Here is a 25,830-nt window from a genome sequence, read left to right on the forward strand (position 1 = left end):
AAAGCTTGCAAACAAAACCAAAAAACATTTTGGAGTCGCTTTATAAATACAAATACTTAACCTTTGTAGGGGTTTTTGTATTTGTTGGCCTGCTCGCGTTTGGTAGTTTGGCAGGAAAAGCTTCGGCAGACACACAGGGGCCATATAGTACGACAAATGGTTACACAAACATTGTTGGATGTGGGGATAACGGTGATTGGAGTGATATTAACCAAGCAAGCGGTAGTGATGATGCATACGCCAGCTCCAGCTTAAAGTCAGACTGGTGCAGTTACTTTTTATATTTAGATGGTTTTGGTTTTAATATTCCAGCCGGAGCGACTATTGATGGTATCGAAGTGGGTATCGAAAGAAGAGCCGAGTTTGCTGGTGATTTAGTTGAGCAGTATGTGAGCATGCTCGATGCAGGATCACCTGTTGGCTCAAACTATGCCGATTCAAATTACTGGCAAGATTATGACGATACTGTGTATTATGGTAGCTCCTCAGATTTATGGGGTAACAGCTGGAGTCCTGGAATGATTAATGACACTGGTTTTGGTATTATATTGTATGCGCTGGCGGGTACAGAAGGCTCCGATGCATTCATCGACGATGTTTTTATAACTGTTCATTACACTCCCGCTAGTAATACTTGTCAATCTATTTCTAGTGGTAGTGGTAACTGGAATAGTGCTGGTACTTGGACTAACTGTGGCGGGGGAGTACCGGGGTCTGCGGATACAGCAATCATTAATGGAACAGCTAATATTACAGTTACGGCCAGCACAACTGTTGCCAGTCTAAATTTTGGGACTACAGCCGCCGCGGCGACAAATGCCACTCTAACGATTAATAGCTCGCAAACTTTAACTGTTACCGGTGTCACAACCATGACAGGCACGGCGGGAACGGCTACGCAGGGGACTGTTACTGGAAGCGGAACTTTGACGACCACCTATCTTTACATTGGTGCTGCCGTTACACCTTCGTCGACGGTGACAAATAAATTAATCTCTACGATTACCGCATTGAACGTTACTGGTTACGTCACACTTAATGGTTATTCCAATGGCGGTAGTTACAACAACCCCGCTTTTGAAATACAGTCTGGTACTGCAGATATATGGGGGATTAATACCACCTTAGCTCATGCCAGCAATACTGCCACCATAAGCTTACAAACCGGTGCTCAATCGGGTACCCTTAAAATGAGCACTTCTTCTCCGTGGGTGATTAGCGGTACTGGTACCACAACTACTAGTTTAAACGGTACCACCAGCACCGTGGAGTACTCCGGACTTAACCAAACTTTTTTAAATACTACTTATAAAGGACTTAAAGTGAGTGGTAACGCGGGGACAACTGCTCAGAATGTAACGGTTTCTGGAGTTTTAAATGTGACTGGTACACTAAGCCCGTCATCTGGAACAATAGTACTGTCTGGTACCGGCACTCCGTTAACTGTTTCTGGTACTTTTAATCCTTCCACTACCAGCGTTGTTCAGTACACAGGTTCAACAGCCACAGTTACTGCAACAACTTTTAATACTTTAACGGTTGGTGGTACTGGCACCTATACGTTCCCAGCCAGTGGGTGGACCATTAAACGCAATCTTACTATTACATCTGGTGCAACTGTCACTAAGGGTGCAGGAACAATAACTTTTAACACAGCAGGTCAAAACTGTACGATCACTGGTAATGCAACCAACAGTGATTTAGGAACTATTTCTATCGGTAATGGTTCGGAAGCAAAATCTTGTGGGTTGGGCAGCTCAGTAAAATTTACGGCAGTGACGATTACAACTGGAGCTGGGTTGGATATGGTCAGTAGTTATACTATGACCCTAACTGGCTCTGGTACGCCATTAACTGCAACTGGCGCCTTTACTAAAGCTACAGGTACTGTTGAATACACTTCTGCTTCAGGAGTAACTGCATTGTCGTCCGTTGCTATGACTAGCTCGAAAAGTTATTATAACTTGATCATCAACGGCAGCGGAACTTTCTCTATGGGATCTGCTTTTGATGTAGCCAATGATTTAACCGTAACTTCTGGAACATTATCTAGTTCTGCTAGTACCACTACTAATGGGGTAGTGAGTGTAACTGGCACGATGACATATGCTGGATCCTCTACCTTTACTCATAGTACAACATCTTCTAAAAACTTTGGCGGTAACGGCAATCTGAGTTTCTATGCCCTCACGTTTAGCGGTGGGGGAGGTACTACAGTAGCAACCGGCTCAGGAACTGTCACAGTAACAAATGTTTTAACCAATAGCCATGCTTTTAATGCTGGTAGTAAGACATGGATTCTAACAGGCTCAGGTACGCCGTTTAGCGGTGGGATTGATACACCGGGTACTTCTACTTTTAGCTATCGTAGTACAACTGGAGCCACGGTCAATAGTAACATTACTTATAATAACTTAGATATCTCTCCTGCCTCGGGAACTAACCCAACTTTTTTGGTTAATGCGACTAATAAGACCATAAATGGAAACTTAACAGTTTCTGGTGTTTCAGGAACATCGTTGAATTATAATAATATCGTTTCTTATCTAATTTTAGGTGGAAATTTAACTATTAATGCGGGCAACACGCTCGTCGCACCGCCAAGCGGAGCGACATTTACAATTGCTGGCAGTCTAGCTAACTCCGGAACTTTTACTCACAACAGTGGTAATATAACTTTCAGCTCAACTTCTACAGGCAGAACCATCGCTACAAACGGCAGCTCGTTGAATAATGTTATTTTCAATGGTGCTGGCGGTGGTTGGTCTCCCAGCGGTGGCGCCATGACCTTAGCAGGGGATTTGACCATGACTGCGGGAACGCTTTCTGGCTCCCAAAACGTAACAGTAAATGGCGGTGATGTAACAGGTAACGGCACGATTAACATGAGTAGCGGTACTTTCTTAGTAGACGGTACCTCGGGCACTGGCTTTGGTGGTAGCACTAACTGGACGTTTAGTGCCTTAACCTTTGGGGATGGTAGTGGTAGTACTACTATCAGCTCGACTGGTAGTGGTAGTATTACTACTTCGACTCTTACCATAGCAGCTAGCCAGACTTATAACGCAGGTGCAAAAACTTATGTTTTATCAGGCACTGGCACGCCATTAACCGTTACGGGAACCTTTAATTCGGAATCCAGCACTGTTCAGCATACTGGCGCAACAGCTACGGTTAGAGCAACAACTTATTACACTTTGCATTTGGGAATCAGTAGTGGTACCTACACTATGCCCTCTACGACCATAACCATAAAAGGTAATTTAGTTATTCCTAGCGGCGTAACTGTAACCAAAGGCGCAGGTACAATTGTTTTTTCTGGAACTGGTAATCAACTCATCACTGATAGTAATGATACAAAGCAAGATCTAGGTGCGGTGCAAATTTCTAATACAGCCGATAACTGGTGCTCTGCTGGACAATGTAATTACAATTGGCTAAGTCGCCGTAAAATTACTTTTAATAACTCTGATTTGAGTGGTAATTTAACAAACTTTCCAGTATTGGTTTCTTTAACTGGGCTTACAATTGATTACGCTAAAACCAAAAACTCCGGTGAAGACATTCGGTTTGTAGATCCCGACGGTACTGTGTTGAATCATGAAATCGAAAAATGGGATGAGTCTGGCACCTCTTTGGTTTGGGTGAAAATCCCAACATTGAGCAATAATGCGACTGACTACGTTTACATGTACTACAATAACCCCCAGGCTGTAGATATTCAAGCGCCTACAAATGTTTGGGATAGTAATTATAAAGCAATTTATCACTTGCCAAACGGAACGACTTTGAGGGCTCTAGACTCCACTGGTGTAAATAATGCAAATATTACATCAGCAACAGCAACAACTGGAAAAGTTGGTGGGGGAGCTAGTTTTAATGGTACTTCCGCTAAAATAATTGCTCCAGCTACTTCAAGTTTAGATGTCAGCTCTGGTGCTGGAATTACTGTTGATGGATGGTTTAATCCTACCGACATGACTGGTATGAGACCTTTAATAGAATGGGGAAATAGTGGCGCGTATGGTGTTCATATGTGGAATTATCCATCAAGCGGGAAAATTTATGTGAATGTTGTTGAGTCCAATGGAGCTAATCATACTTTTCAAACAACAGGGACCCCTTTGACTCTTAGTACTTGGCAACATGTTGCTTTTACCTACAATAAATCCACTGGTGCGGTTGCCTTGTATTATAACGGGGTAGCCCAGTCTTTGGACACAGGAAACATCGGTGCATTTACACCTAAGACTAACCTCGATTTCAATATCGGACATCGGCCGAATACTGGTGGAGTGTATTATTATAATGGATCTCAGGACGAAATTAGAGTCTCGAATGTTGTGCGAACAGCCGACTGGATGAAGGCTTCATATAACTCTTCGAACAGTAGTATGAATAGTTTTGGCAGCGAAGAGGTTTATGGTGGCACGAGCGTGGCCATGGGGTCGCCCTTAAAAATGACTAGCCTGACTATAGATTCTGGCAGAACTTTTGGAGTTAATGGTTCCAATACCCTAACCTTAACAGGCAATGGAGCTTCGGTATTTGTAGTCTCTGGCAACTTTATTGCCTCTACAGGTACTGTTGAGTATGTGTCCACGGCCACAACCGGAACGACTGTAGCTTCTACAACTTATTATAATTTAGTAGTTAACAGGGCTAGTAATACTTTTACCATGCCAGGAGAAATGTACGTTAATAATAATTTTACTATCAGTGCCGGCAACTTCTCCATCACAGCAGAATCATTAATTTTGGGTGGGGACTTCACAAACAATGGTACTTTTACACCAAATGAGGGTAGTGTTGTTATGCAGCCGTTAAATAGTACAAAAACATCACAGATTTTAGGTTCATCAAATACATCACTTGGTTACTTCCAAGCGATGACCCCGGGGAGTACTATTAAATTCCAAGCCGGACGAACATATACTTGGCTTGAGCTAACAGTTGTAGGGTCTGAAGCAGAACCCGTTACATTTTCTAGTACTTCAGCTGGTTCGCAGTGGAATGTAACTTTGACAGACACAAATTACATTCAATACTTAAGAGTAAAGGATAGTGCCTGTGTAGGTGACACGTATACTTTTCCAAGGGACAATCCTGATTTATACAACTTAGGTAATAATGGTACTTGCTGGGGGTTTATTGTTCAGGTTGATCCTGGTGGTCCTAGCGGTGGTGGTTCTGGATCAAGTGGAGCTTCTAGTTCGACCTCTCAAATCTTTACAACTTCTGGAACATGGACTGCTCCAGTGGGGATCACATCTGTAGATGTTGAAGTATGGGGCGGCGGTGCAGGCGGTTCTTACTACGGTGGCGGCGGCGGAGGCGGTGGAGCATATTCCAGAAAAAATTCTATAACAGTAACTCCGTTTAGTACTTATACGGTCACAGTCGGTGCTGGCGGCAACGAGGCAGTCGGTGGTGACTCTTGGTTCCTTTCTACGGGGACAGTCTTAGCCAAAGGCGGTAGTTTGGGAGTATATGGTTTTGGGGGCGGCGGTCCGCCATGTACTGGTGGTACTGGTGGGGCAACAGCTGCCGGAGTTGGTGATGTTAAGTATGCTGGAGGAAACGGTGGTACAGGCCAGTGTTATGGTGGTACTGGTGGCGGCGGTGGTGCAGGTGCTAGTAGTACTGCAAATGGCGCTAATGGTAGTGGCACAACTGCTGGTGCAAGTTCTGGACAAGGCGGCCGGGGTGGTACCGGTTCTGGGTTTGATATATCTCCTCCTGCTGGTAGTTGGGGTGAAGCCATTGGCGGCGGTGGCGGCGGTTGGACATGGTATGAACCTTCTATTCATCCTCGAGGTGCTCGCGGAGAGGTGCGAATTTACTATAACGGTGCTGGTGGTGGTAGTGGCGGTAGTGGTAGTTCGGGTGGTAGTGGCGGTAGTGGTGGTGGAAGCAGTTGTACAACCACAGCAACGGGTACGGTAGACATGGAAAACGATAGGGTTGCTGGTGTGACTATAGTTTGTGGTGGCTCAGGCTACTCTTCGGCTCCCACAGTGACTTTCATTGGCGGCGGCGGTAGCGGCGCATCTGCTACAGCTGTATTAACCAACGGAGTCGTAACTTCCGTGACTATTAATTCAGGCGGCGAGGGGTACGATTTACCTTCAGTCACATTCTCTGCACCTGGCCAAGGTGGCGGCGGCGGCGGAGCTTCTCCTTAGATAAATTATAAATAATAAAGGTGACCCTTGAACGGTCACCTTTTAAACGTTAAACTAAAGATATGTTTGAATCCGATAACTCCAGACCACCTAAAATTCGCGTATCCCAGACTGATCATCGCCCGACGAGAGATAAGTTGGGTAATCTAATGGAAGAAGTGGTCCGAAACAGAAATAAACCCAGTAATCGTAAAATGTGGATTATTATTGCCATATCAGTCGCTGTAGTCGCTGTTATAGGTTTTTTTCTAATCCGAGCTCAGATGCAATTGAAGGAGTTGCAAAATGGAGCGGATACAGGTTCTCAGAATGATCCAGCTGCTCAGCTGCAAGAAGACAATAAAAAACTAATCGAGCAGGTTCGCAAGCTGATAATTTTACCGGATGACGAAGAGCCAACTATTGCCACGGTTAATGATTTAAGCAAGCTCCAAGGTCAGCCGTTTTTTGCCAAGGCGCAACTTGGCGATAAGGTCTTGATCTACAATAAAGCGCGTAAAGCGATATTGTTCCGGCCGAGCGATAATCAGATTATCGAATTGGCGCCTTTGGTGGATCCTTCGGCTTCTTCCCCTGCGGATGGTTCAGCAGGCCAAACGCCGGCATCTGGCCAGTAATGGCTTCAATTTTCGGTGTTGTGATACTAATCTAGTCGATAAAAGATACTAATGAAACTAAAACCAGAAAAGTGGACGCATAATCATTCGCATCGCCTGTACCATATGTCGATGGGTGTTTGTTTTGGCTTTATTTCTCTTGCTGTAGTCGGCGTAATGGCGACTGTCTGGATGAACGCTGGCGCAGAAGACGTTAACATCACAGCGTTAGTAGAAGGCGTTAATCCTGGGCCCATCATTGGCGGCGGCGGAGGACCTGCACCTGTGCCAACTCCAAACCCAACTATTAATATGGTCGCCGAGCCGCAAGGGCAGATAGCACAGCGGCCTATCAATACGCCAGAAGGTTTACGAGCAGCTGACGTGTTTCCGGGCAGGCCAAGCTACTCGGGAACTACCTCTGTCGGCGGAGGTTTGATTTTCATCAGTGTGTCTGGGACAAGCTCGTTCAATAGCACAGCTCAGGCCGATGCAACAGGTAAGTGGCTATGGCAATCTCCCGTCGAGCTCATAGAGGGCACGTATTCGATTACAGCTTCCGTGTATGATTCTTACGATTTAACTCGTTCCGGATCTACAAAGAGGTATTTTATAGTAGAGTTTCCTAAGGAGCCGGTCCCAGTAGATCCTGGCCAACCCGGACAGCCTGGGCAACCTGGCGGACCAGGAACGCAGCCTGGAACTGGAACAGGTACAGGTAAGCCTTCCACTCCGGGAGGCCCTTCTATTCCAACTCTTCCTCCAGTGGAAGTTCCGGCCGGGCCTTCTCAATTTGGAATATTTATTTCGATTGTTGATGATTATCGGTATGTTAATGCCGGGGAAAAAGTTATTGCCAGATTGATGTTGGTTAGTAGTACCGGCCAGCAAGTAGTGGCGCAGGATATTGATTACAAAATTATTTCGCCCGCAGGCAAAGTTATCTTAGAGACTACAGATACAGTATCATTTAGCAAGCAATCTCAATTCCTAAAGACCTTTACCACTGCCCCAGAAACTCCGGCAGGAGAATATACCATACAGGTTTCTAGCCGGCACAATGGCATTACTTCTCAGGCGCAGGCAAAGTTTAATCTGCTAGCCAATCCGGCATCGGCCGGTACGGTGCAGCCCCAAGGGCCGGTTGTAATTTGGTCTTTGTTGATATTACTGTGGCTGCTATTTGTCGTGCTGTTGATCATTGCCTATAGGCAGGTCATGCACCATCACGAGGAGATAAAAAATAATCCCACTTACTAAAACCGCTTAATTTAAGCGGTTTTTTGCAGTTAGAAATTAAGCTCAGCCCATCGGTTAGGCTGGCCCCGGGCCTATTGTTCTGGCCAATGTGCAACCATTAACTGTTTTTCGTTAACTAAGCCTTCGGATGTCAGCTCTTGCCACAATACTTCTGTTAGGAACGGCATATATGGGTGTAGCAATTTTAAGCTTGTTGTTAACACATGCAGTAAAATTAGCTGGGTGTTTTGCTTTTGCTCCTGGTCTGCCAGTTGAGCCTTGGAGGCCTCTATGTAGACGTCGGCAAAGTCGCGCCACACGAAGTCATATAAGCTTTGAGCCGCCTCGTGCAAACGAAACTTCTCTAAGTGTTCATTTACAGCTTTAATCGTGCTTGTCAGCTGCTCTAATATTATTCTGTCGGCTTCAGTAATAGCTTGAGGTGATTTGTATTGGTCCTCAGTAATCGCTTCATCTAAGCTCAGCAGCGCATATCGGGTAATATTCCATAACTTGTTCCCAAAGTGCTTCATGCCTTTTACTTTTTGTTCATCGAACAGCGTATCATTGCCGGCGGCGGCATTGAATACCAACGCTAAGCGTAAAGCATCGGTTCCGTATTTATCCGCCATTTCGATCGGGTCAATTCCATTGTTGAGTGATTTGCTAAATTTGCGTCCTTGCTTGTCGCGAACAATACCGTGCAAATAGATTCTTTGGAAAGGTATTTGTCCAAGGTGGTAGCCAGTCATTAAGATCATGCGTGCTACCCAGAAGAATAAGATTTCGTAGCCCGGCGCTATTACGGAAGTTGGATGGAAGCTTTTTAAGTCCTCAGTTTGGTTTGGCCATCCTAACGTAGAGAAAGTCCACAAGCCAGACGAAAACCAGGTATCCAGAGTATCTTCGTCCTGCACCCATTCGTTTGCGTTGTTCCTTCCTGCGTTTTTGTCCGGAGCTTCAATCCCACAGTACTCATCTGTCATGCCGGTGCTGTTATCGGTGCGGTACCAAACAGGGATCTGATGGCCGAACCATAGCTGGCGGGAAATGCACCAGTCGCGAAGGTTATCGATCCAGTGGAAGTAAGTCTTAGAAAAATGTTCTGGAATAATTTCGATCTGACCGCTTTGGACTACGTGACGCATCAACTGTTTTAGAGTTACTTCTTGGCCGGTTTTAATGCCTTTGATTTTTGAATCTCTCACTAAAAATGGCTTATTTACAGCCAAAAACCATTGAATTTTAGGCAGGGGTTCTATTATTCCGCCCGAACGTTCGGCAGTGGAAACATTTTGCTTGATAACTTCTTCCTTCTCGATTAACTCGTTTGCCTTCAGCCAGGCCACCACCATTTCTCTAGCTTCTGTGGTTTTCTTCCCCTTGAGATCTACTCCAGCTTGGTCGCTCCCAACTGTCATTCTGGCGAACTCATTTATTACCGGCTTGGTTTCCAAATTATGGCGTTGCGCAATTTCGGCATCAATAGTGCTGTGCGCCGGGGTAACGCCAAGTGCGCCAGTACCAAATTCTTTGTCTACGCTTTCATCTGCAATAACCTTAATATGAATTGGCACTCCAGCAAATGCAATATCGTATTCCTTGCCAACAAATTCTTTATAGCGCTCATCGTCGGGATGGACCGCAACAGCTGTATCACCAACCTTGGTTTCTGGGCGAGTTGTAGAAATTGCGATAGGGAAATCTTTGCTGTACTTAAATGTATACAGTACAGCTTCGCGTTCCTGGTAGATGATTTCATCATCAGAAATAACAGTCTGCCCTTTAGGATCCCAGTTTACTACTTTGTAGTCGCGATAGATCAGGCCATCGTCGTACATAGCTTTAAACGCGGTGCGTACTGCCAGGCTTCGGGCTTCGTCTAATGTGTAAGCTTCGCGGCTCCAGTCTAGCGAAGCACCCATTCTTTTAAGCTGATTGATGATCGTATCGTGGCTGTCTTGTGCGAATTTGTTTACGCGTTCCAAAAATGCCGCTCGGCCCAAGTCGGTTTTACGTTTTCCTTCTTCTTTCTCTAAAATTTTCTCAACTTTGCTTTGGGTGGCAATTGCGGCATGGTCTGTTCCTGGTAGCCAAAGGGTTCTACGTCCCTGCATTCGCCGAAAACGAATCAGAATATCCTGGATAGTGTCTTCGAATGCATGCCCTAAGTGCAGAGTGCCCGTTACATTCGGCGGCGGCAGGATAATTGTAAAAGGCTCGCCGTTTTTATTTGGCAAATTATCCGGGTTAAAGTACCCGGAATCCAGCCAGAGTTTGTATATGTCGGATTCGTACTTGGAAGCGTCATAGGATTTGTCTAGTTCTTTCATGTGATTTATGTTAATTGGTTTTGAGTCTACGTGCACATCTGTCTGGGATAGCGCCGTGCCAAAAATAAAAAACACCCGCCATTGCTGGGGTGTCTAGAGCGCTGCCAAGCTGGTGAGCACGCCGCGCGGTACCATCTAGATTTATAGCTTAATTATGCCTATTTTCGGAGGCTCCGGCAGGTTCTACTAGCATCAGCCAGTGCTTTTCGCGCTTTGAGCGAGGCGGCAGCTCTATGCTTTCTTCCTGCGCCACTGCAGTGACAGCTGCAGTATTGGCTTCGATTAATCAAAGTATAAGACAAAGTCATCAATTTGTAAACATCTTCTCGCTGGAACTGTTATAGAGGGTTGTCTCTCAACTTGAGCTTGTATCCACTGTAGGCCATGATTGGCTGGGCAATCAAGGTTAAAATTACTCCAGCAACAACAATGCTTAACGACTCCAGCCCTAAAGCATAAAAAATTATGCCGGTTAGTATAATCGAATCACCATGATCAACTATTGGAACATACTGGCCGCGGGGAATATTGAATCGGCGCTTAGTAAAGCTTCCTAATGCATGGCCGGCGTATACTGCGAGACCTTTAAGCAGGCCAATCTCTGGAGTGCTTAAAAAGCTTTCGATTATTGCCCCGGAAAGCAACGCTATTGGCAATCCGACCCAGGTGGTCGAATTGCCTAGTATGCGATAACCGTCAAAAAAGTTTTTGTTTAGATCCAGTGCCGCGTCATATTTAAGAATTTTTGGATAGCGCATTTTGAGCAAGTACCATAAATTCAGAGTGACGTTAATCAGCCAGCACGGAACCGTATAGCTTAAAAGGTGAATTGCGAATGTCATTGCTCGTCCTGGATATTACTGATGAAAAATGTCTGCGCGCCCGACTTTTGGATAAGCCTTTCGATTATATTCAACGGCCTGGGCCCGCACGGGCGCATGGCCATTCTAACTTTGTAGCTGTGCCAGTCCTTAACCATGCCTTGTTCGTTGAAAGCTAAGTCGATAAACCTACTGTTAGCAACTCTATCTTTAATAGGCTGTACTGTAAGCAAGTCAAATGTGCTTTCTTTGTATTCGTTCATTGGCAAGCAGTTGTACCAAGGTACTTTTACCGGACCGATGTTGTCCAATAAATTATTCTTATCAATTAATTGTTGAACGGTAAAAGGTTCCTCGGTTTTGTATTCGTAGATTTTTAGATCCTCGATCTGCTCAATTAGCTCATAGTGCTCCGACCTCACTTCTTTTAAAACTCCCACGTAGGCAGGACCTTCGCTTATTGGCTTGTTAGCTGTACGGTACATGTTTTTGGCGTGCGAAACCGGCCAATATAACAACAGCGCGCACATGATGATCAATAATATCCCACCGCGGTTGACCTTTCTTATCGCTAAATAATATAGCATCGAGCCCAGTAATGCTCCTAAGGTCAAACCCTGAAATATTAGCGCCCACTGTTCTGACCACGGGAGGCCCTGACTAAGGTTAATTAACGAGACTATTACAAAGTATCCTAAAACAGGGGATAATCGCCATAATATCCCTCTTTTTGTGTATCTGGTGGGGTCGATAGGGAACATTATAAATAGCAGAGCCGCCAAAGCGAACGGGGTTTCCCGATTTAAGATTCCTCCGTCTATAAAATTTTTCACCAAGCTAAAGCTAACAATACTAAATAGAAGGACATACAGAACCTGCCATCGCCCCGGCGTTTGATTTTTGAATAGCTCTTTGTATTTGTGCAGAAATAGCAAAACCATTCCGCTAAAACTGGTTCCAACCAGAAACAATCCAACAACTAAGATTATAGGATGAATCAGACCGATGTAAGCCAGTCCCCCATCCACATTTTCCAAAACTCCTACGCCCAACCATTGCAGAGCTGCGGCAATTATCCCTTTGAGGACATGGATATGCTTGATAGTTGTGGTAGAGAGCTCCTGATTATTAAATATTATGACAAAGTCGGTAAGCTTTAACCCTAAATTTTTTATAAGAATGATATGGACCAATAATCCATAACCATAGGTTGCTAAGATAACTCCAGTTAAAGTCTTTAAGTATTCGAATTTAGGTCTAAGAGGCTGAATAAGTAAGAGGCAAAGCATTGCAGTATACAAAAAGAAACCGAAAATCTTCGCAATACTACGACCGCTGGCAAAAAGATTTACTAATTCATGAACCAGCAGCTCTAAAGGCGGAAAAAATTTGATAGCAAAACAAAACGCCAGCATTAGGCCAGCGGTAAAAAGCAATACTTTTTTTTGAGTAATAATACCCATTTATAATTTAGAAAGAATTTCCTATACTGTAAGTTTTAAAGCCGAAAGTCGGCACCCCTTTGTATGTTGAGGTGTAGTCTGTATCTGCCACTTCCATAACTCCGGCAAAAACTGCATAGTGGCCGTTAAGCTGGGCGTTGGTTAAGGGGCATCCGTAATTTTGACACAGACTAGCTACAGTTGCAGGGGGGTTGTAATAAATCATGGCCCATCGGCCTGAAGAGCCATCTCCTGTGTTACAAGATTGGCCGCAGGGGTCTGTAGGTAGTTTTGTCAGATAAGGCTGCAATTCTGCCTGGAGCGCGGCCCATTGTGTAGGCTTGTTTACGCTCGTTACGCATCCACCTGGGTCAGTATTGGTGGAATTACAGTTCAGCGCTCCTACATATGGCGCATGGCCATTGTCATTGATATAGAATTCTATGGCGCTGTTCAGCTGGCGCAGGTCTGCTGTGCGCTTAGCATCACGGGCAAGCTTACGCACGCCGGTAAAGGTCGTTAAGACGATTCCCGATAGTAGGCCGATAATGGCCACTACTACCAGCATTTCCATTAATGTAAACCCTTGTTGTTTGGATAACGCTTTAATCATATAAATTAGTTCTGGGTTGTTGCGGGCGCAGTTGGCTTGGCGGGCTCAGGCGGGCGGGTGAGCATGTAGACTGCAATTTGAATAATAACTAAAATTACTATAATTGTCCCATAAATATAGTATTTGCGTTTAAGTTTTTTGTTTTGTTTCGCTTGTGCAGAACCATCATTTTTGGGCAAATTAGCCTTGTTTTTCTCAAAGAACTTGCTAAAGTCTGCTTCTTGGTCCTGTGGATTGTAATTAGGCATTTGGTAACCTTATTGTTGTTACTATTATACCAAATTTCTAGTGAATTTCCCAAGCTGGGTCGGCCTTTACTCTCGCTGGCAAAACGGCTTTACCTTTGTTGTATAAACGAAAGTACGCGGCTAAGGCTATCATTTGGGCGTTGTCGGTGCAAAGTTCGAAGTCGGGAACTATAAAGTTTATTTTTTCCGCCTGGCAAACGCGGCTAAGACTTTCTCTTAGCGGCCGGTTGGCAGCTACGCCGCCCGATAAAGCTACCGTTTTGCACTTGTATTGTTTACAGGCTCTCAGCGCCTTGGTTGTGAGCACATCAACCACCGCATTCTGGAATGACATTGCTATGTCTGCCTTGTCCTGAGTATAAAGGGCAACTTTTCCGTTTTTGGTTTTCTTGTCTATGTAATAGAGTACCGCCGTCTTTAACCCCGAAAAGGAAAAATCGTAGTTTGCCGCACTCATCATCGGTCGTGGAAAGTTTAAATCGGTTTTTCCTCTCAAAGCCAATTTAGATATTTCCGGGCCTCCGGGATAGGGAAGCTTGAGCAGCCTGGCAATCTTGTCGAAAGCTTCTCCAGCGGCATCATCGACAGTAGAGCCAATTACTTTGTAGTCTTTGTAATTGCGCATAAGGACAAGCATAGTATGACCGCCGGATACTATTATAGACAGCACTGGGAATTTAATCTTTTCTGGGTGGAGACTAAAAGCAGAGTACAAATGGCCTTCCATATGGTTCGTGGGAAGAAGCGGTTTGCCCGTGGCCATAGACAATCCTTTGGCAAACTCTGTTCCTACTATTAAAGACACCACTAATCCAGGGCCAGATGTAACAGCAATATAGTCCATATCTGTTAATTTCGCTTTGGCATCGACAAGAGTCTTATTTACTACCGGCATAATGCTTGTCATGTGAGCTCGGGCTGCAACCTCCGGTACCACGCCGCCGGTTTTTTTATGAATAGCGATTTGCGATTTAACAACGGATGATAGAAATCTATAGTCTGGCTTTGCGCTGTGAGGGTTGCCAATTAAAACAGCGCCAGCAGTTTCGTCGCAGCTGGTTTCTATGGCTAATATTTTTACTTTGCGAGAGCGGCTAGGCAGCTTACTCATTTTGTGCTTTTTCATAATTCAAAGTATAGCTAAATTTGGGGAAAACAAAAACCGCCTGGGATAACGCCAAAAGCGGCTTTGCGTATTTATATAAAATTACATGCTAGATGAGTTGCTGCTGCCTTTCATGCTGCCAAACGCAACCAAAATAGCGGACAAGCCTACTAATACGTAGATGATTCTTTCTACAGCTTCCATGCTGCCAAAGATGGCATCTACAAGGTTGAAATCGAAAGCGCCGACTAAGCCCCAGTTAAGGCCGCCAACAACTACCAAAATCATTGCTAAAGTGTTGATAAATTTCAATGCACTCACCCCCTTTCGGGTATAATTTTCCTGCTTTGATTATACCATCAATTGGCAGCTTAAAAAAGCGAACTAAGAAAAAAATACAAATAAAAAAGGGGAATGATGAGTTGTGTCGTGTATAATGTATATATGAAAAAACTATCAATTCTAGTTGTAGCTTTTGCTCTCTTAGCTGCGGGATGCAACAGTACAGAAACAACTATCACTCAAGACAGCAGCACAAACAATAATCAAAGCACAGAACAAACCGCTACTGGTTATACTATGGCTGATGTATCAGCGGCTAATTCTGGGTCAAAGTGTTACTCTGCAATTAATGGATCCGTATACGATCTAACAGAATGGATCCCTCTGCATCCGGGCGGTGCGGCAAAGATTCAGGCTTTGTGCGGCAAGGATGGAAGCAGTTTCTTTAACGGGCAGCATGGCGGTCAGGCGCAGCAGGAATCAGCTTTGGCAAAATATAAGATCGGTACATTACAACAGTAATTATAAAAAGCGTTCTAAAGAGAACGCTTTTTAATTTAACAACTTGCTAGTGGCCTGGGTTCTTTGGTTATCTCACACCCGCACGACCAGCAGTGAGTGTGATTGTCCTGGAAACCAGCTCCGCAGGCGCAACAGTTTTTAATAACCTGTTTCTTTACGCCACAGTTAGGGCAAAAATTGTGGGACCGTTCAAATTTATGCCCGCAAAACCCGCAGTATGTAAGAAGCAGCAGAGGAATCCGCACTCCAAAGATTACTTTGTTGCCGTCAAAATCTGCAGAATTATTCCGATTTGCCATTTGTGTATTCCTCCTTTTAGAATCTATGTTCTGCCGCTCACTTCAAGCGGTGGTTATGAAAGGATCGCAATCACAGCTATCGTCAGTATATGAAAGATTTGGTCTACTATGACGTTTAACCACCAATCATTTTTGATCGACTTTTCGCTGCTTCGCATTATTTTCCTTCTCCACCAGATAATAAACGCCCGGCGATCCAACACGTAATGTGTCGCGAAGATCCAGACTATCCACCAGTAAGAAGCTCCGCACCACGCAATCGCCAAGCCCACGCACACCGTGTATTTAACGACATGAATCAGTAGCGCCCAGTTAAAGAAGCTTCCCTTCGGTTTATTGCTCGCCTCGTATTCGGTCTGGATCAGGTAGTCTCCGACTAAGTGGGCGAGAAAAGCAAAGATAAACAATTCAATATTCATATTTTCTCCTTTATAAGCTCTAGGTTTTTGACCCCCAGCTATTCTCAAAGATCCACCTCTATGATAATCTAGAACAGGGGTTTTTACATTAAAAAATGACTAGTTTTTCGTCACTTTTTAAAAGAAATATTGCTTATATTTATCAATGAAATCCGATTTAGTATCTAAAATTGAGTTACTGGGCTTTTCCCAACGGGCTGCGCAGATGTACTTAACTACTTTGAAGCTTGGAGGTGGCGTAATGCAGGATATCGCCAAACATAGCAAGGTGCCTAGAACCAGCTTATATTACACGCTTGAGGAGCTTCTTAGCGCCGGGGCGTTGGTTGAGTCCAGGCTGGGCAAGCGCAATTATTACCAGGCTGTGCCACCTCGCCAGTTAATTGCCATTTCTAAAGACCGCTTAAGCGAAGCGGAAGAAAGTTTGCCTGACTTAGAATTGGAAGCCGGAAGAGGCAAGAGCTCTAGTGTAGAAATTTTACATGGGCCACAGGGTTTTAAGGTTGCCTGGGAAGGTTTGCTGCAGGCCAAGGATAAAGAATTTCGAATCATAACTTCTGGCGAATCCTTTTTGGATTATGTGCGCGAGAAGTACGTTATAAAAACGATTATCGGCCGCAAAAAGATGCTAAAGGTAAAAAGCTATCAGCTTATTCCCGATACTGCTTATGCCAGAGAAATAGTGAGTAAGGATAATCAGGAAAACCGTCAATCTAGATTTTTGCCAGCCAGCGTGCAGCTGCCTTATACAATAGTTTTTTCCAAAGAAAAAGTTTTAATGATTTCATCGCGAAGCGAAAATGTAGTAACGGTTTGGAATAGTCCTAAATTGTCTATGACGATGCGTTCGATGTTTGAAGAATTATGGAGGAATAGCGAGTCGTAAAAATCTTTCGAGTAAAAAACACCGCGGAACGGCGTATTTTTATTTTTCGCTTTTACAGGCCCAGTACTACTTTCGGGTCCATCCAGGCACTGAGCGCGGCTTTGCCTTGAACGTAACCGCGGATGTCGACGCTTGTACCGACATGAATGCTTAAATGAAGATGTTTGCGTTCGTTGCTGGTTTCATTTGAATATCCGGTTCCTAGAACTCCGATTTTTTCACCGGCTGTTAGAGTGTTGCCTACTTTCGCACTGATGCTAGATAGGCGCATATGCCCATAGACGACAGTTACTGCTTTGCCTTCAATGTTGCATGACTGTAGAGCATAACCTCCGTATCCCGTGGCAGTAGTCTTGCGCAGCAATTCGCCGTCGCAAATAGCATTAACATCTACATCGGTATTCGCTTCGGTATCAAAAACTTCAAAGTCCGCTCCTGTATGATATCCGGTGAATACTTCGGGACTAACCGGCGAGTTTTGCGGCGTAACATAAGTCCCATAAGATTTTTTTGTTATTCTCTGCTCGGCTTGGGAAATGGGCATGGCAATTTCTGGTCTTGTCGAACTTTGCGTCGGCTCATTTTCGGGTGAGGGTGAGGTGGTAAATTGGTTTTCTTCTGTTGGGGCAGCTTGGTTAGTGGCAATGCTCTCTAATGGGTCTGGGCGTGTTTGAGAATACACCAGATAGCCCAGAAGTGCCGCTAAAACCACAGTTAAAATTATGATATTTCCCTTGTTCATATTGGTATTATCCCTTTGTTAAATGAATCGCGTTGCTAAATTAAAAGTTACAGAAAACCAGCGTTAAGCTGGTTTTTTTGATGTTTTTGCGCGACGCTTATGGTAAGACGGTTTACTTTGTTTATTTTTCACTCGGTTATCCTGCGGGTCAAATATAGAAGCGGGCACTTTTTGACCGGACAGATGCTGGGAGATCTTCGAGCCGCCATAGATAGATGGCAGCAGTCCCACTCCATTGCAGCCCAAGTTATAGTAGAGGATAGGATTGCATGGTTCTGGTCCAATTAGCCGCACCCCATTCGGGGTAAAGCCCATTAGGCCATGCCATAAGAACTTGTAGCTCACCTTGTCCTTTGGCGCGTGTTTGTACGTGTAGCGGAGAAAGTTATCGATCTGTGTTTTAGCCTCGTCTGGGTAAACGTGTTCTGGATTGTAATTATTAGTATCATCCATTAATGCTTCCGGTCCGCCCACGCAGATTAAATTATGTTTGGTATGAGGCTCTTCGTTATACGGCCGTCGGGTGAGATAAAAGTATGGTTCTTCATCAAAAATATCTTTGCCATGAACGGATTTTTTAGGGAGGTAGCTAATTTCTACAGGCGGTTTGCTCATTTCTTCCGTGTATCCTGCCATATAGCCGACTATTCCGCGAACTAAATGGTGGAATTTTTCATTTACCGAAGGGCCAGCAGTGTTCACTATATTTATATTTTCGAAGCCGTTCGTGCAGAGAACGATCTGTTTGGCACTGATCTTTTTTCCCTTGCCTACATCTAGTACGCCGTGGTTCTCTTTTAAAACTAATCGTCGAACTTTGGTATTTTCGGCCAAGGTAAATCTGTCGGGGTATGCAGCGAGCAGGTAGCCAATAAGTTCTTCGCAAAATACAGCGCTGTTCATGCAGCCTTTTCGTTCGGGGAGGATGGCGATGTAATCTTCGTTCTCGGTTTCGAGCAGATTTAAAATATCCTGCTTGGGAAGAATAGAATAAAGGTCCTTGTAAATCTCGGGAATATCGGGCAATCCTGGAGCCTCTTCGGAAATCATCATCGGTAAAGAAGATAAGCCTGCTTTAAGTTTGAGTGCATTATTTTCTAAATGAACCAGAACCTCTTCCATGGTTACGCAAGCAGCGTAGCCGGTAAATTGCCACATCGGCGTTTGTAGGTTGGCTTCCTGGCGAATCTCGTCTAGTAGAGTCCAGCTGGATTCCATTGCCTGTTGGCCGCTGGCCGCTTGTTTCAATCCAAATTCTGCAACCAAACCCGAAAAACTGCGTTCAAAATAACTAGCTAAAAAACCGCCGTTGTGTCCAGTGGCGCCGTGGGCAATCTTATCAGCTTCAACTAAAATTATTTGTTTGTCTGTATTTTTTAGTGCGTAGTAAGCAGTTGCTGTGCCGGCTATGCCTCCGCCGATAATCGCGACATCAGTGTGATGGTCGCTTTCGAGCAGAGCTATTGGCCGTTGCCTGTTTAATTGATGAATCCAAGGGGAGTGATTAGAAAGCATTTTATTCATTATATCATTAGCATTGACTCAAACTGATAATTCCTCTATTATATAAGGTAAAAATTTAGGAGGAAATATAAATGTCTGCACTAACCTTGGCAACAAGCAACGGCCAGTTTGTCGGTTTTGATCCGGCTACAATACCGCAAAGCTATCTCCGACAGCTGCGCATAGAAATCATCCAGGAAATAGTTCGTGACGGAGCGAACGAAGCTTCGATTAAGCTTCGTTCAGAAATGACCGAAGCGGAAAACTCAGATCCCGTTCTTCAATTTGTGATGAAGCTGATCGTAGAATCGTGGCTCATCTCTCATGGCTACAGAATGATCCCGGACGGCTCTGTAAGTTCATCAATCCGACTGCAGATGGAGCAGCAAGCCAAGCGGCGCAATTCTAGCATGTGGGTTAGGGTCATAGACGCTATTCGTGAGACAGGCGAAAAGACCCGCACCGAACTCATCGAGCAGAACGAAGCCCTGGCAGCTATAAACGAAGCTTTAAAAACTGAAAACTCCCGCTTAGAGCTCGATAATGCAGCCTCAAGGGCTCAGGCAGCCGGTATAATCAATACAGCATCCGAAAAATCTACAGATATTATTGCTAATGCTACAGAGAAGGCGGATTCGATCCTTTCTAAAACACGAAAGGAAAGCAGCGCCATTATATCCACTGCCCAGAGTTCGTCTCAGCAGCTGGTAGCAGGCGCAATGCAAAATCGTCAGATGATTTTGGAAGAAATAACCAGGCTGGAAGATAAATTGCTAAATCTTAAAGCGGAGGTTGGGCAAAAGCAGAATATTCTCAGCGACCTAGATGCCAACCCAGAGGTTGTTGCTGTCTATCAACGCCTTAATTCGAATGATTCTGGTATCAAAGATGTTATTATGAGCCAGATTGAGAAGATTAAGTATGATTTTCAGAATATACCAGATGGGTATTATTCCGCCCCGAGAAATTTGGAGAGCATTAAACTTAAGGTGGTTTTAGTTTCGCTCTACGGTTTTCAGCAGAACATTTTGATGAAGCTTTGTGAATACGAAACTATCCACGGGGCTGCAAAAAGAGTATTGCTTATGCCTAGTATCATCACTGGGCTAGCAAAAGCATCGGGCAGTTATGCGACATTGCGGGTAGGCAAGGCGACATTTAGCAAGACTGTATTTAGCCGCAGTCTGCGGTGTCTGCTAGATGAAAACCAGTCTCCCAACGAACTGCTTTTGAGATTTAATGATCTCAGCGGGTCTGTTTGGGCTGATCCATCCGTTGACCCGAATGATAATAGGTTTATTACCATTTTTGCCAATTTGGAAAAGCTGACTAAATAACAAAACCGAGAAAATATTCTCGGTTTTTATTATTGTACAGTGAATTGAACCACGAACTTTTCGTCATAGCATTTGCAAGTCTGGCTGTATAATGGCAAAATTTTGTCTTTAGTTTTATCGAAGATGCGGTCGCCATCGTCTTCGTATAGCTGGCCGAAGTAAGTTCCCTTTTTGAAGGCAGTTGTGTCAACAATGTTTTCGTAGTAGCGGCCTGGATCAATTATGCCTAATACTTCGGACAGGACATTATTAGGTTCGTCATTTTTGACATCGGAAAGAATGATGAAACCGCTCTTTTCAAAAAATGCTCCCTCTATTTGCAACCCGAATCTAGTCACGTCTGCTGATGTCTGATCTTTAATATAGAGGGAGTTTCGGTTTTCGGTATCAAAAGCATAGTCGGAGCGGGGGATGGCCGGCGCCTGGGGTTGTTCCGTTGGTTCGGTAAGTGGAATAGTGTTGCTGTCCTCATATACAGGCTCCGCTTGCGGTTTGGTGGAGTTATATAAGTATACTCCGGAGCCGATTGCCCCCAGGATAATGAGTATAAGAAGGACGCTGTATTTGCTCATGTCTAAAATAATTAATTACTCTATACATATGGTAACGCTTGCTGGCGGAAAAAGTAACAGTTGACAGAGAGAATTACTTGATATATACTTTACTAGTCAAGTAATTATCAAATATATGAAGAAGTTGAGCAATAAATTGGAGTTTTTAATGAATTTATCCAAAGCACAGGCAATTATTTCCAGAAAATTGCACGGACAGGGATTGGGTTTTGGTGATTTGGTGGTGTTAAATGCAATCAGCCAGGCGGACGGTGGAAAAATTCGTCGCGTAGATTTGGCCGAACAGGTGGGCCTAACTGCCTCCGCTGTAACCCGTATACTCATACCGTTAGAAAAGATCGGTGTAGTTAAGCGCGAGAGCGGCGAGCATGATGCGCGAGTCGGGTACACTAGCCTCACTACTGCCGGAAAAGAACTATTCGAAGACACTATAAAGTGGACCAGCTTAAAATGTGAGGATCTGCTGTCGGGTCAGAATGAAAAGGATCTTGCGCAAATGTCCGAAGTACTGAAGACTATTAGCTAAATATTAATTTAAGCAATGTTATGAAAATACATGAATTAGGCCATGTTGTGTTGTATGTTACAGATTTAGAACGGTCAGCCAGTTTTTATAAAGATATATTGGGTTTCCGTCAGATTGCGCGTCGTACTGGGATGGCGATTTTTTCCGGAGGCAGGACTCACCATGAAATGCTATTAATCGAAGTTGGCGGTGAGGTGCGTGCTAAAGGAGTTGAGCCTGGGCTTTATCATATCGGGTTTAAGATAGGCGATTCGCCTCAGGATATAAAGGATGCCTACCGGGAATTAGTTGCTAAGGGTGTGCAGATAATCGGGGCTACCGATCACCATGTTACTCACAGTTTGTATATAATGGATCCAGACGGTAACGAGTTAGAGCTGTACGCCGATGTTAACGACGAATGGAAAACTGATCCTGAAGCTGTATTGGCGCCGCCTAAACCCCTAGCCTTGTAGGGGTTTTTTGGTTATAATTCTAAAATCATTAAGTTATTATCCCAGAATGGAAAAAGAGAATGCAATAGTTATAGAGAACTTAACCAAATCTTATAAAGACGTGGAGGTTCTTAAAGGAGTTAACTTGGCAGTAGAAAAGGGCACTATGCTGGCTCTGCTTGGCCCGAATGGTGCCGGAAAAACTACTATCGTTAGAATCCTTTCGACCTTGCTGAGCAAGGATGGCGGCAATGTTAAGGTGAACGGTTACGACGTAGATAAGGACAGCTCCAGGGTACGTGAAAGCATCGGTTTGACCAGCCAGTATGCTGCACTGGACGAATTTTTGTCTGGCCGCGAAAATTTAATTATGATGGGACGTTTGTTTAAGCTCAGTAAGGAAGACGCCAAGAAGCGTGCCCAGCAGTTATTGGAGCAATTTGATCTAGTGGACGCAGCAGAACGAGCAGTAAAAACTTATTCTGGCGGTATGAAGCGTCGTTTGGACTTGGCTGTAAGCTTAATTCCAACCCCACCGATTATTTATTTGGACGAACCAACTACTGGACTCGACCCGCGCAGCCGTTTGGCGATGTGGGATGTGATAAAAAAGCTGGTAGAAGCTGATGTAACCATTTTGCTTACCACACAGTATCTTGAGGAAGCCGATCAGTTGGCAGATAAAATTGCCGTAATCGACGGTGGTAAAGTCATTGCCGAAGGAACGGCGGATGAGCTCAAGAAAAGTGTTGGGACTGAGCGCTTAGAGCTTGTCTTAAAGACTCCAGAGGATTTTAACAAAACTGCGGATGTGATGAATGGTTACAGTTTGCAAAAGAACGAGAAGAATCACAGCGTGAGTGTAGCCGTGAGTGATGGTGTGGGTGAAATTTCCAAAATCTTGCAGCTATTGCAGAGCAATAATGTGTCGATCGACTCGTTATCGCTTCATAAGCCGACCCTGGACGATGTATTTATGCAATTAACAGGGCATCATGCCGAAATGCCTGGAGAAGAAAGCGAAGAAGATACGGGTTCTGCCGGGAGCGCAACACAGAAAGGAGCTAAATAACATGACACAATCACACGAACACTTGGAGACACTACAAGACACAGCTTTTGTAGGAACTATTAAGCCGCAGAAGCACTCTGCTGTTGGAGGCGTCTTAAATGACGCCTGGGTTTTCATCTTACGCAGCTTAAAGCTGATCTTTAAGAGCCCGGATCAATTGATCGGCTTGATTGTCCAGCCGATTATGTTTATGCTCCTATTCCGCTATGTGTTTGGCGGGGCGATTAACACCGGCAGTACCAGTTACGTAAACTTTTTAGTGGCTGGTATCTTGGTGCAAATGGCAGCTTTCGGCGCATTGACTACGTCTTTTTCTGTGGCAATTGACATGCAGAAGGGTGTTATTGACCGGCTTAAGTCTTTTCCGATTGCCAGCTGGGCTGTATTGGTCGGCCACGTAGTCGGTGACTTGGTGCGCAACGTATTGTCTTCTCTAATTTTGATAGGCGTGGCGATGGTGGTTGGGTTTCGGCCGAACGCCGGTGTTAAGGAATGGATCTTGATTACACTGATAGTCTTGTTGTTTACCTTTGCCGTATCGTGGGTGTCTGCCATCTTAGGGTTGATTGCTAAGACCGTAGAGGCTGTGCAGTGGATGGGGTTCTTCCTAGTTTTTCCGCTAACATTCGCCAGCGCTGCATTTGCGCCAACAGAAACTATGGCCAAGGGTATTCGCGTGTTTGCCCAGAACCAGCCTGTGACTCATGTAATCGAAGCGATTCGCGCATTGATGATTGGCACTCCGATCGGGAATCACGCCACGCTTGCAGTTATTTGGTGCGTGGGAATTATAGTAGTGGCTATTCCTTTGGCTGCCTATCTATTTAAAAAACAAATTACAAAATAATTATTTTCTGATCTCAAGAATACCTTTGACAGAAAGTGTTTTTTCTTTACCAAAAGTCGAGTACTTATTAAAGCCATCTTGAACACACTTGTGTAAATATTACTTTACGTGGGCTGGGCCAGTAGTGGTAGAAATGGATCACCACCCTTTCGTAGCGGGTGCAACTCCCGTCCAGTCCGCCACTCTTGTAAGAGAGTTCATATGCATGGTATGATATGCATGGTGATCCGTTTCTAGAAAGCCACTGATGGCTCGAAACAAAGCCGCCCAGACGGGCGGCTTTCACTTATCCACTTGCGCGGTGCTTAGGCTGATGGTATCTTTATAAAAATGCGTAGTCACATAAACAACTTCAACCGCATTCCACGAGCGGGGCAGCAATTGTCTCCGCGAGTAATATTTAGTTTCTAACTTCCCGTTTGGGAAGTTTTTTTATAAGTAACGAACTGTTAGTTTTTAATCCGGCACATAGTTATTATGTCTGGCGGCGACCGACAGTTCGGAGAAAGAAAGCATATGATTAATAACTATCGAGGAGCCGAAGATTCCGTCCTCTATAGCCAGGTAGTAACCAAGCTGCGCCAGTTCTTTTTGCAGCGGGGATATACCGAGGTCCATACTCAGGACCGCTTGAGCATTTTGGCGGCCTGCGAAGATCCCTCGACTATTGCCACCTTTAACTATGGTGGGGAATTGTGGCCATTGCCGCAGACTGGCCAGATGTGGCTTGAATATGAGTTGTTAACAAAGCCGGAATTGCCCGGCGTTTTTTGTGTCTCTACCAGTTACCGCAACGAACCGAATCCGATCCCTGGACGGCATAAAATTTTGTTTCCGATGTTTGAGTTCGAGTCGCGCGGGTCTATAGATGATTTGCGCAAGCTGGAAGAAGACATGTTGGTGCACTTAGGATTTGGTTTGCCGGGCACCTTCGTTCATAAAACGTATGACGCTATGGCTAATTTTTACGGGACCTCAGACTTAATGAGCGCGCATGAAAATAATATGAAGATCGACTTTGGCAATGTCGTCTTCCTCGAACGTTTCCCGCAGCATACTTCACCCTTTTGGAATATGAAGAAAGATGGTGATTATGCCAACAAGATTGATGTGATAATTAATGGTCAGGAAACTATAGGCAGTGCCGAACGTAGCACTAACCCAGAAGAAATGCGCGAATTATTCCATACAATCAGCGAAGGCGACTATGCCGGCAAGCTTTATGATTTATTTGGAAAAGAGAGGGTAGAGAAGGAACTGGAAGAATTTTTATCTCTTGATTTCTTCCCGCGATTTGGTGGCGGCATAGGGTTAACCCGATTAATGAGCGCCATGGCGGAGTTGCAAAAAGTTCCTGTAATGCAATAAGCCAGATTTAAACAATTTCGGAGGGGGAATAAAGATATAGACATCCAAGAAGAACAAGAGTTATCTGCAAAGAGGGAGAGAAAAATTAAGCGATTGGAACAGGAAGCTTTCTGGGAGTGTGAGAACAGCGGCTTATTGGGAGCTTACTTAGAAGCTGTGTTCAGGCAAAATTCGGAAAAGTTGGGTAAAGAAAAAGGTTCGATTTATTTAGCCGACTTTCTTTAGGAAAATGCAACGAGCCAAGATGCCAGATAAGGCGTATAGATTTTTTCTCCAGCAGTATTGCGGGGTTCTAGAGTTTTTTGAATACCGCGACGTGATTTTGATTACTGCAAATGGCGAACCCAAAGCATTTTGTCCAAGAAAGGAATTACTTAATTGGGAAAAGCTAGGTACACCTTTGGAACAACAGCATAACCAAATCAGGGCCCGATCTTCT

General features: G+C 44.5%; 22 protein-coding genes. 11 read left to right on the forward strand and 11 right to left on the reverse strand.

The window, feature by feature from the left end:
* Positions 1-5 precede the first annotated feature (5 nt).
* The 3 genes from IPM19_00060 to IPM19_00070 all read left to right on the forward strand — a co-directional run bounded on the left by IPM19_00060 (position 6) and on the right by IPM19_00070 (position 8,041).
* Positions 6-6,185 carry a DUF2341 domain-containing protein gene (locus IPM19_00060; GenBank protein QQS22956.1) on the forward strand — a complete coding sequence of 2,060 codons (6,180 nt, stop codon included), beginning with the start codon at positions 6-8 and terminating at the stop codon, positions 6,183-6,185.
* A gap of 62 nt (positions 6,186-6,247) precedes the next feature.
* Positions 6,248-6,802 carry a hypothetical protein gene (locus tag IPM19_00065; GenBank protein QQS22957.1) on the forward strand — a complete coding sequence of 185 codons (555 nt, stop codon included), beginning with the start codon at positions 6,248-6,250 and terminating at the stop codon, positions 6,800-6,802.
* 51 nt (positions 6,803-6,853) lie between these two features.
* The gene (locus IPM19_00070; protein ID QQS22958.1) at positions 6,854-8,041 is read left to right on the forward strand and encodes a hypothetical protein; all 1,188 of its coding nucleotides are present in this window, start codon (positions 6,854-6,856) and stop codon (positions 8,039-8,041) included.
* A gap of 71 nt (positions 8,042-8,112) precedes the next feature.
* Here the strand turns inward: IPM19_00070 and IPM19_00075 are convergent, their stop codons facing one another.
* The 7 genes from IPM19_00075 to IPM19_00105 form a co-directional block, all read right to left on the reverse strand.
* The gene (locus IPM19_00075; GenBank protein QQS22959.1) at positions 8,113-10,353 is read right to left on the reverse strand and encodes a valine--tRNA ligase; all 2,241 of its coding nucleotides are present in this window, start codon (positions 10,351-10,353) and stop codon (positions 8,113-8,115) included.
* Between the two features lie 338 nt (positions 10,354-10,691).
* Positions 10,692-11,195, reverse strand: coding sequence for a CDP-archaeol synthase (locus IPM19_00080; GenBank protein QQS22960.1), 504 nt, complete (start codon positions 11,193-11,195; stop codon positions 10,692-10,694).
* Entirely contained in the window at positions 11,192-12,637 is a 1,446-nt protein-coding gene (locus IPM19_00085; protein ID QQS22961.1) for a hypothetical protein, read from the reverse strand. Before IPM19_00085 ends, IPM19_00080 begins: the two co-directional genes overlap by 4 nt.
* Positions 12,638-12,644: 7 nt before the next feature.
* Positions 12,645-13,229: a prepilin-type N-terminal cleavage/methylation domain-containing protein gene (locus IPM19_00090; GenBank protein QQS22962.1), complete on the reverse strand. Its 585-nt coding sequence runs from the start codon at positions 13,227-13,229 to the stop codon at positions 12,645-12,647.
* Between the two features lie 5 nt (positions 13,230-13,234).
* A complete protein-coding gene (locus IPM19_00095; GenBank protein QQS22963.1) occupies positions 13,235-13,477 on the reverse strand; it encodes a hypothetical protein in 243 nt (80 codons plus the stop codon).
* 37 nt (positions 13,478-13,514) lie between these two features.
* Positions 13,515-14,588 carry a tRNA (adenosine(37)-N6)-threonylcarbamoyltransferase complex transferase subunit TsaD gene (gene tsaD / locus IPM19_00100; protein QQS23406.1) on the reverse strand — a complete coding sequence of 358 codons (1,074 nt, stop codon included), beginning with the start codon at positions 14,586-14,588 and terminating at the stop codon, positions 13,515-13,517.
* A gap of 96 nt (positions 14,589-14,684) precedes the next feature.
* Entirely contained in the window at positions 14,685-14,894 is a 210-nt protein-coding gene (locus IPM19_00105) for a DUF378 domain-containing protein (GenBank protein QQS22964.1), read from the reverse strand.
* Positions 14,895-15,026: 132 nt separating this feature from the next.
* Here IPM19_00105 and IPM19_00110 point away from each other — a divergent pair, with 132 nt between their 5' ends.
* Complete coding sequence (locus IPM19_00110; GenBank protein ID QQS22965.1) at positions 15,027-15,386, forward strand: cytochrome b5 domain-containing protein; 360 nt, start codon at positions 15,027-15,029, stop codon at positions 15,384-15,386.
* 352 nt (positions 15,387-15,738) lie between these two features.
* Here IPM19_00110 and IPM19_00115 read toward each other — a convergent pair whose 3' ends face one another.
* Complete coding sequence (locus IPM19_00115; protein QQS22966.1) at positions 15,739-16,104, reverse strand: DUF3307 domain-containing protein; 366 nt, start codon at positions 16,102-16,104, stop codon at positions 15,739-15,741.
* Positions 16,105-16,249: 145 nt separating this feature from the next.
* On the opposite strand from IPM19_00115, the gene IPM19_00120 reads away from it, so the two are divergent.
* Positions 16,250-16,990, forward strand: coding sequence for a hypothetical protein (locus tag IPM19_00120; protein ID QQS22967.1), 741 nt, complete (start codon positions 16,250-16,252; stop codon positions 16,988-16,990).
* Positions 16,991-17,042: 52 nt separating this feature from the next.
* On the opposite strand, the gene IPM19_00125 is transcribed toward IPM19_00120, so the two are convergent.
* Positions 17,043-17,732: a M23 family metallopeptidase gene (locus IPM19_00125; protein ID QQS22968.1), complete on the reverse strand. Its 690-nt coding sequence runs from the start codon at positions 17,730-17,732 to the stop codon at positions 17,043-17,045.
* Between the two features lie 63 nt (positions 17,733-17,795).
* Positions 17,796-19,256: an FAD-binding oxidoreductase gene (locus IPM19_00130; protein ID QQS22969.1), complete on the reverse strand. Its 1,461-nt coding sequence runs from the start codon at positions 19,254-19,256 to the stop codon at positions 17,796-17,798.
* A gap of 71 nt (positions 19,257-19,327) precedes the next feature.
* Here IPM19_00130 and IPM19_00135 point away from each other — a divergent pair, with 71 nt between their 5' ends.
* On the forward strand, positions 19,328-20,572 hold the full coding sequence (locus tag IPM19_00135) for a hypothetical protein (GenBank protein QQS22970.1): 1,245 nt from the start codon (positions 19,328-19,330) through the stop codon (positions 20,570-20,572).
* A 29-nt stretch (positions 20,573-20,601) separates the two neighbouring features.
* Here IPM19_00135 and IPM19_00140 read toward each other — a convergent pair whose 3' ends face one another.
* Positions 20,602-21,144 (reverse strand): hypothetical protein, encoded by a 543-nt coding sequence (locus IPM19_00140; GenBank protein QQS22971.1) that lies wholly within the window; start codon positions 21,142-21,144, stop codon positions 20,602-20,604.
* Positions 21,145-21,259: 115 nt separating this feature from the next.
* Here IPM19_00140 and IPM19_00145 point away from each other — a divergent pair, with 115 nt between their 5' ends.
* The 5 genes from IPM19_00145 (at position 21,260) to IPM19_00165 (ending at position 25,391) form a co-directional block, all read left to right on the forward strand.
* Positions 21,260-21,670 carry a winged helix-turn-helix transcriptional regulator gene (locus IPM19_00145; protein QQS22972.1) on the forward strand — a complete coding sequence of 137 codons (411 nt, stop codon included), beginning with the start codon at positions 21,260-21,262 and terminating at the stop codon, positions 21,668-21,670.
* Positions 21,671-21,690: 20 nt separating this feature from the next.
* Positions 21,691-22,125 (forward strand): VOC family protein, encoded by a 435-nt coding sequence (locus IPM19_00150; GenBank protein QQS22973.1) that lies wholly within the window; start codon positions 21,691-21,693, stop codon positions 22,123-22,125.
* 46 nt (positions 22,126-22,171) lie between these two features.
* Positions 22,172-23,176, forward strand: coding sequence for an ATP-binding cassette domain-containing protein (locus IPM19_00155; GenBank protein ID QQS22974.1), 1,005 nt, complete (start codon positions 22,172-22,174; stop codon positions 23,174-23,176).
* Between the two features lies 1 nt (position 23,177).
* Complete coding sequence (locus tag IPM19_00160) at positions 23,178-24,023, forward strand: ABC transporter permease (GenBank protein ID QQS22975.1); 846 nt, start codon at positions 23,178-23,180, stop codon at positions 24,021-24,023.
* A gap of 516 nt (positions 24,024-24,539) precedes the next feature.
* Entirely contained in the window at positions 24,540-25,391 is an 852-nt protein-coding gene (locus tag IPM19_00165) for a transposase (GenBank protein ID QQS22976.1), read from the forward strand.
* Positions 25,392-25,830 lie beyond the last annotated feature (439 nt).

The sequence above is a fragment of the bacterium genome, assembly GCA_016699995.1.
Taxonomy (GTDB): domain Bacteria; phylum Patescibacteriota; class Doudnabacteria; order UBA920; family UBA920; genus UBA920.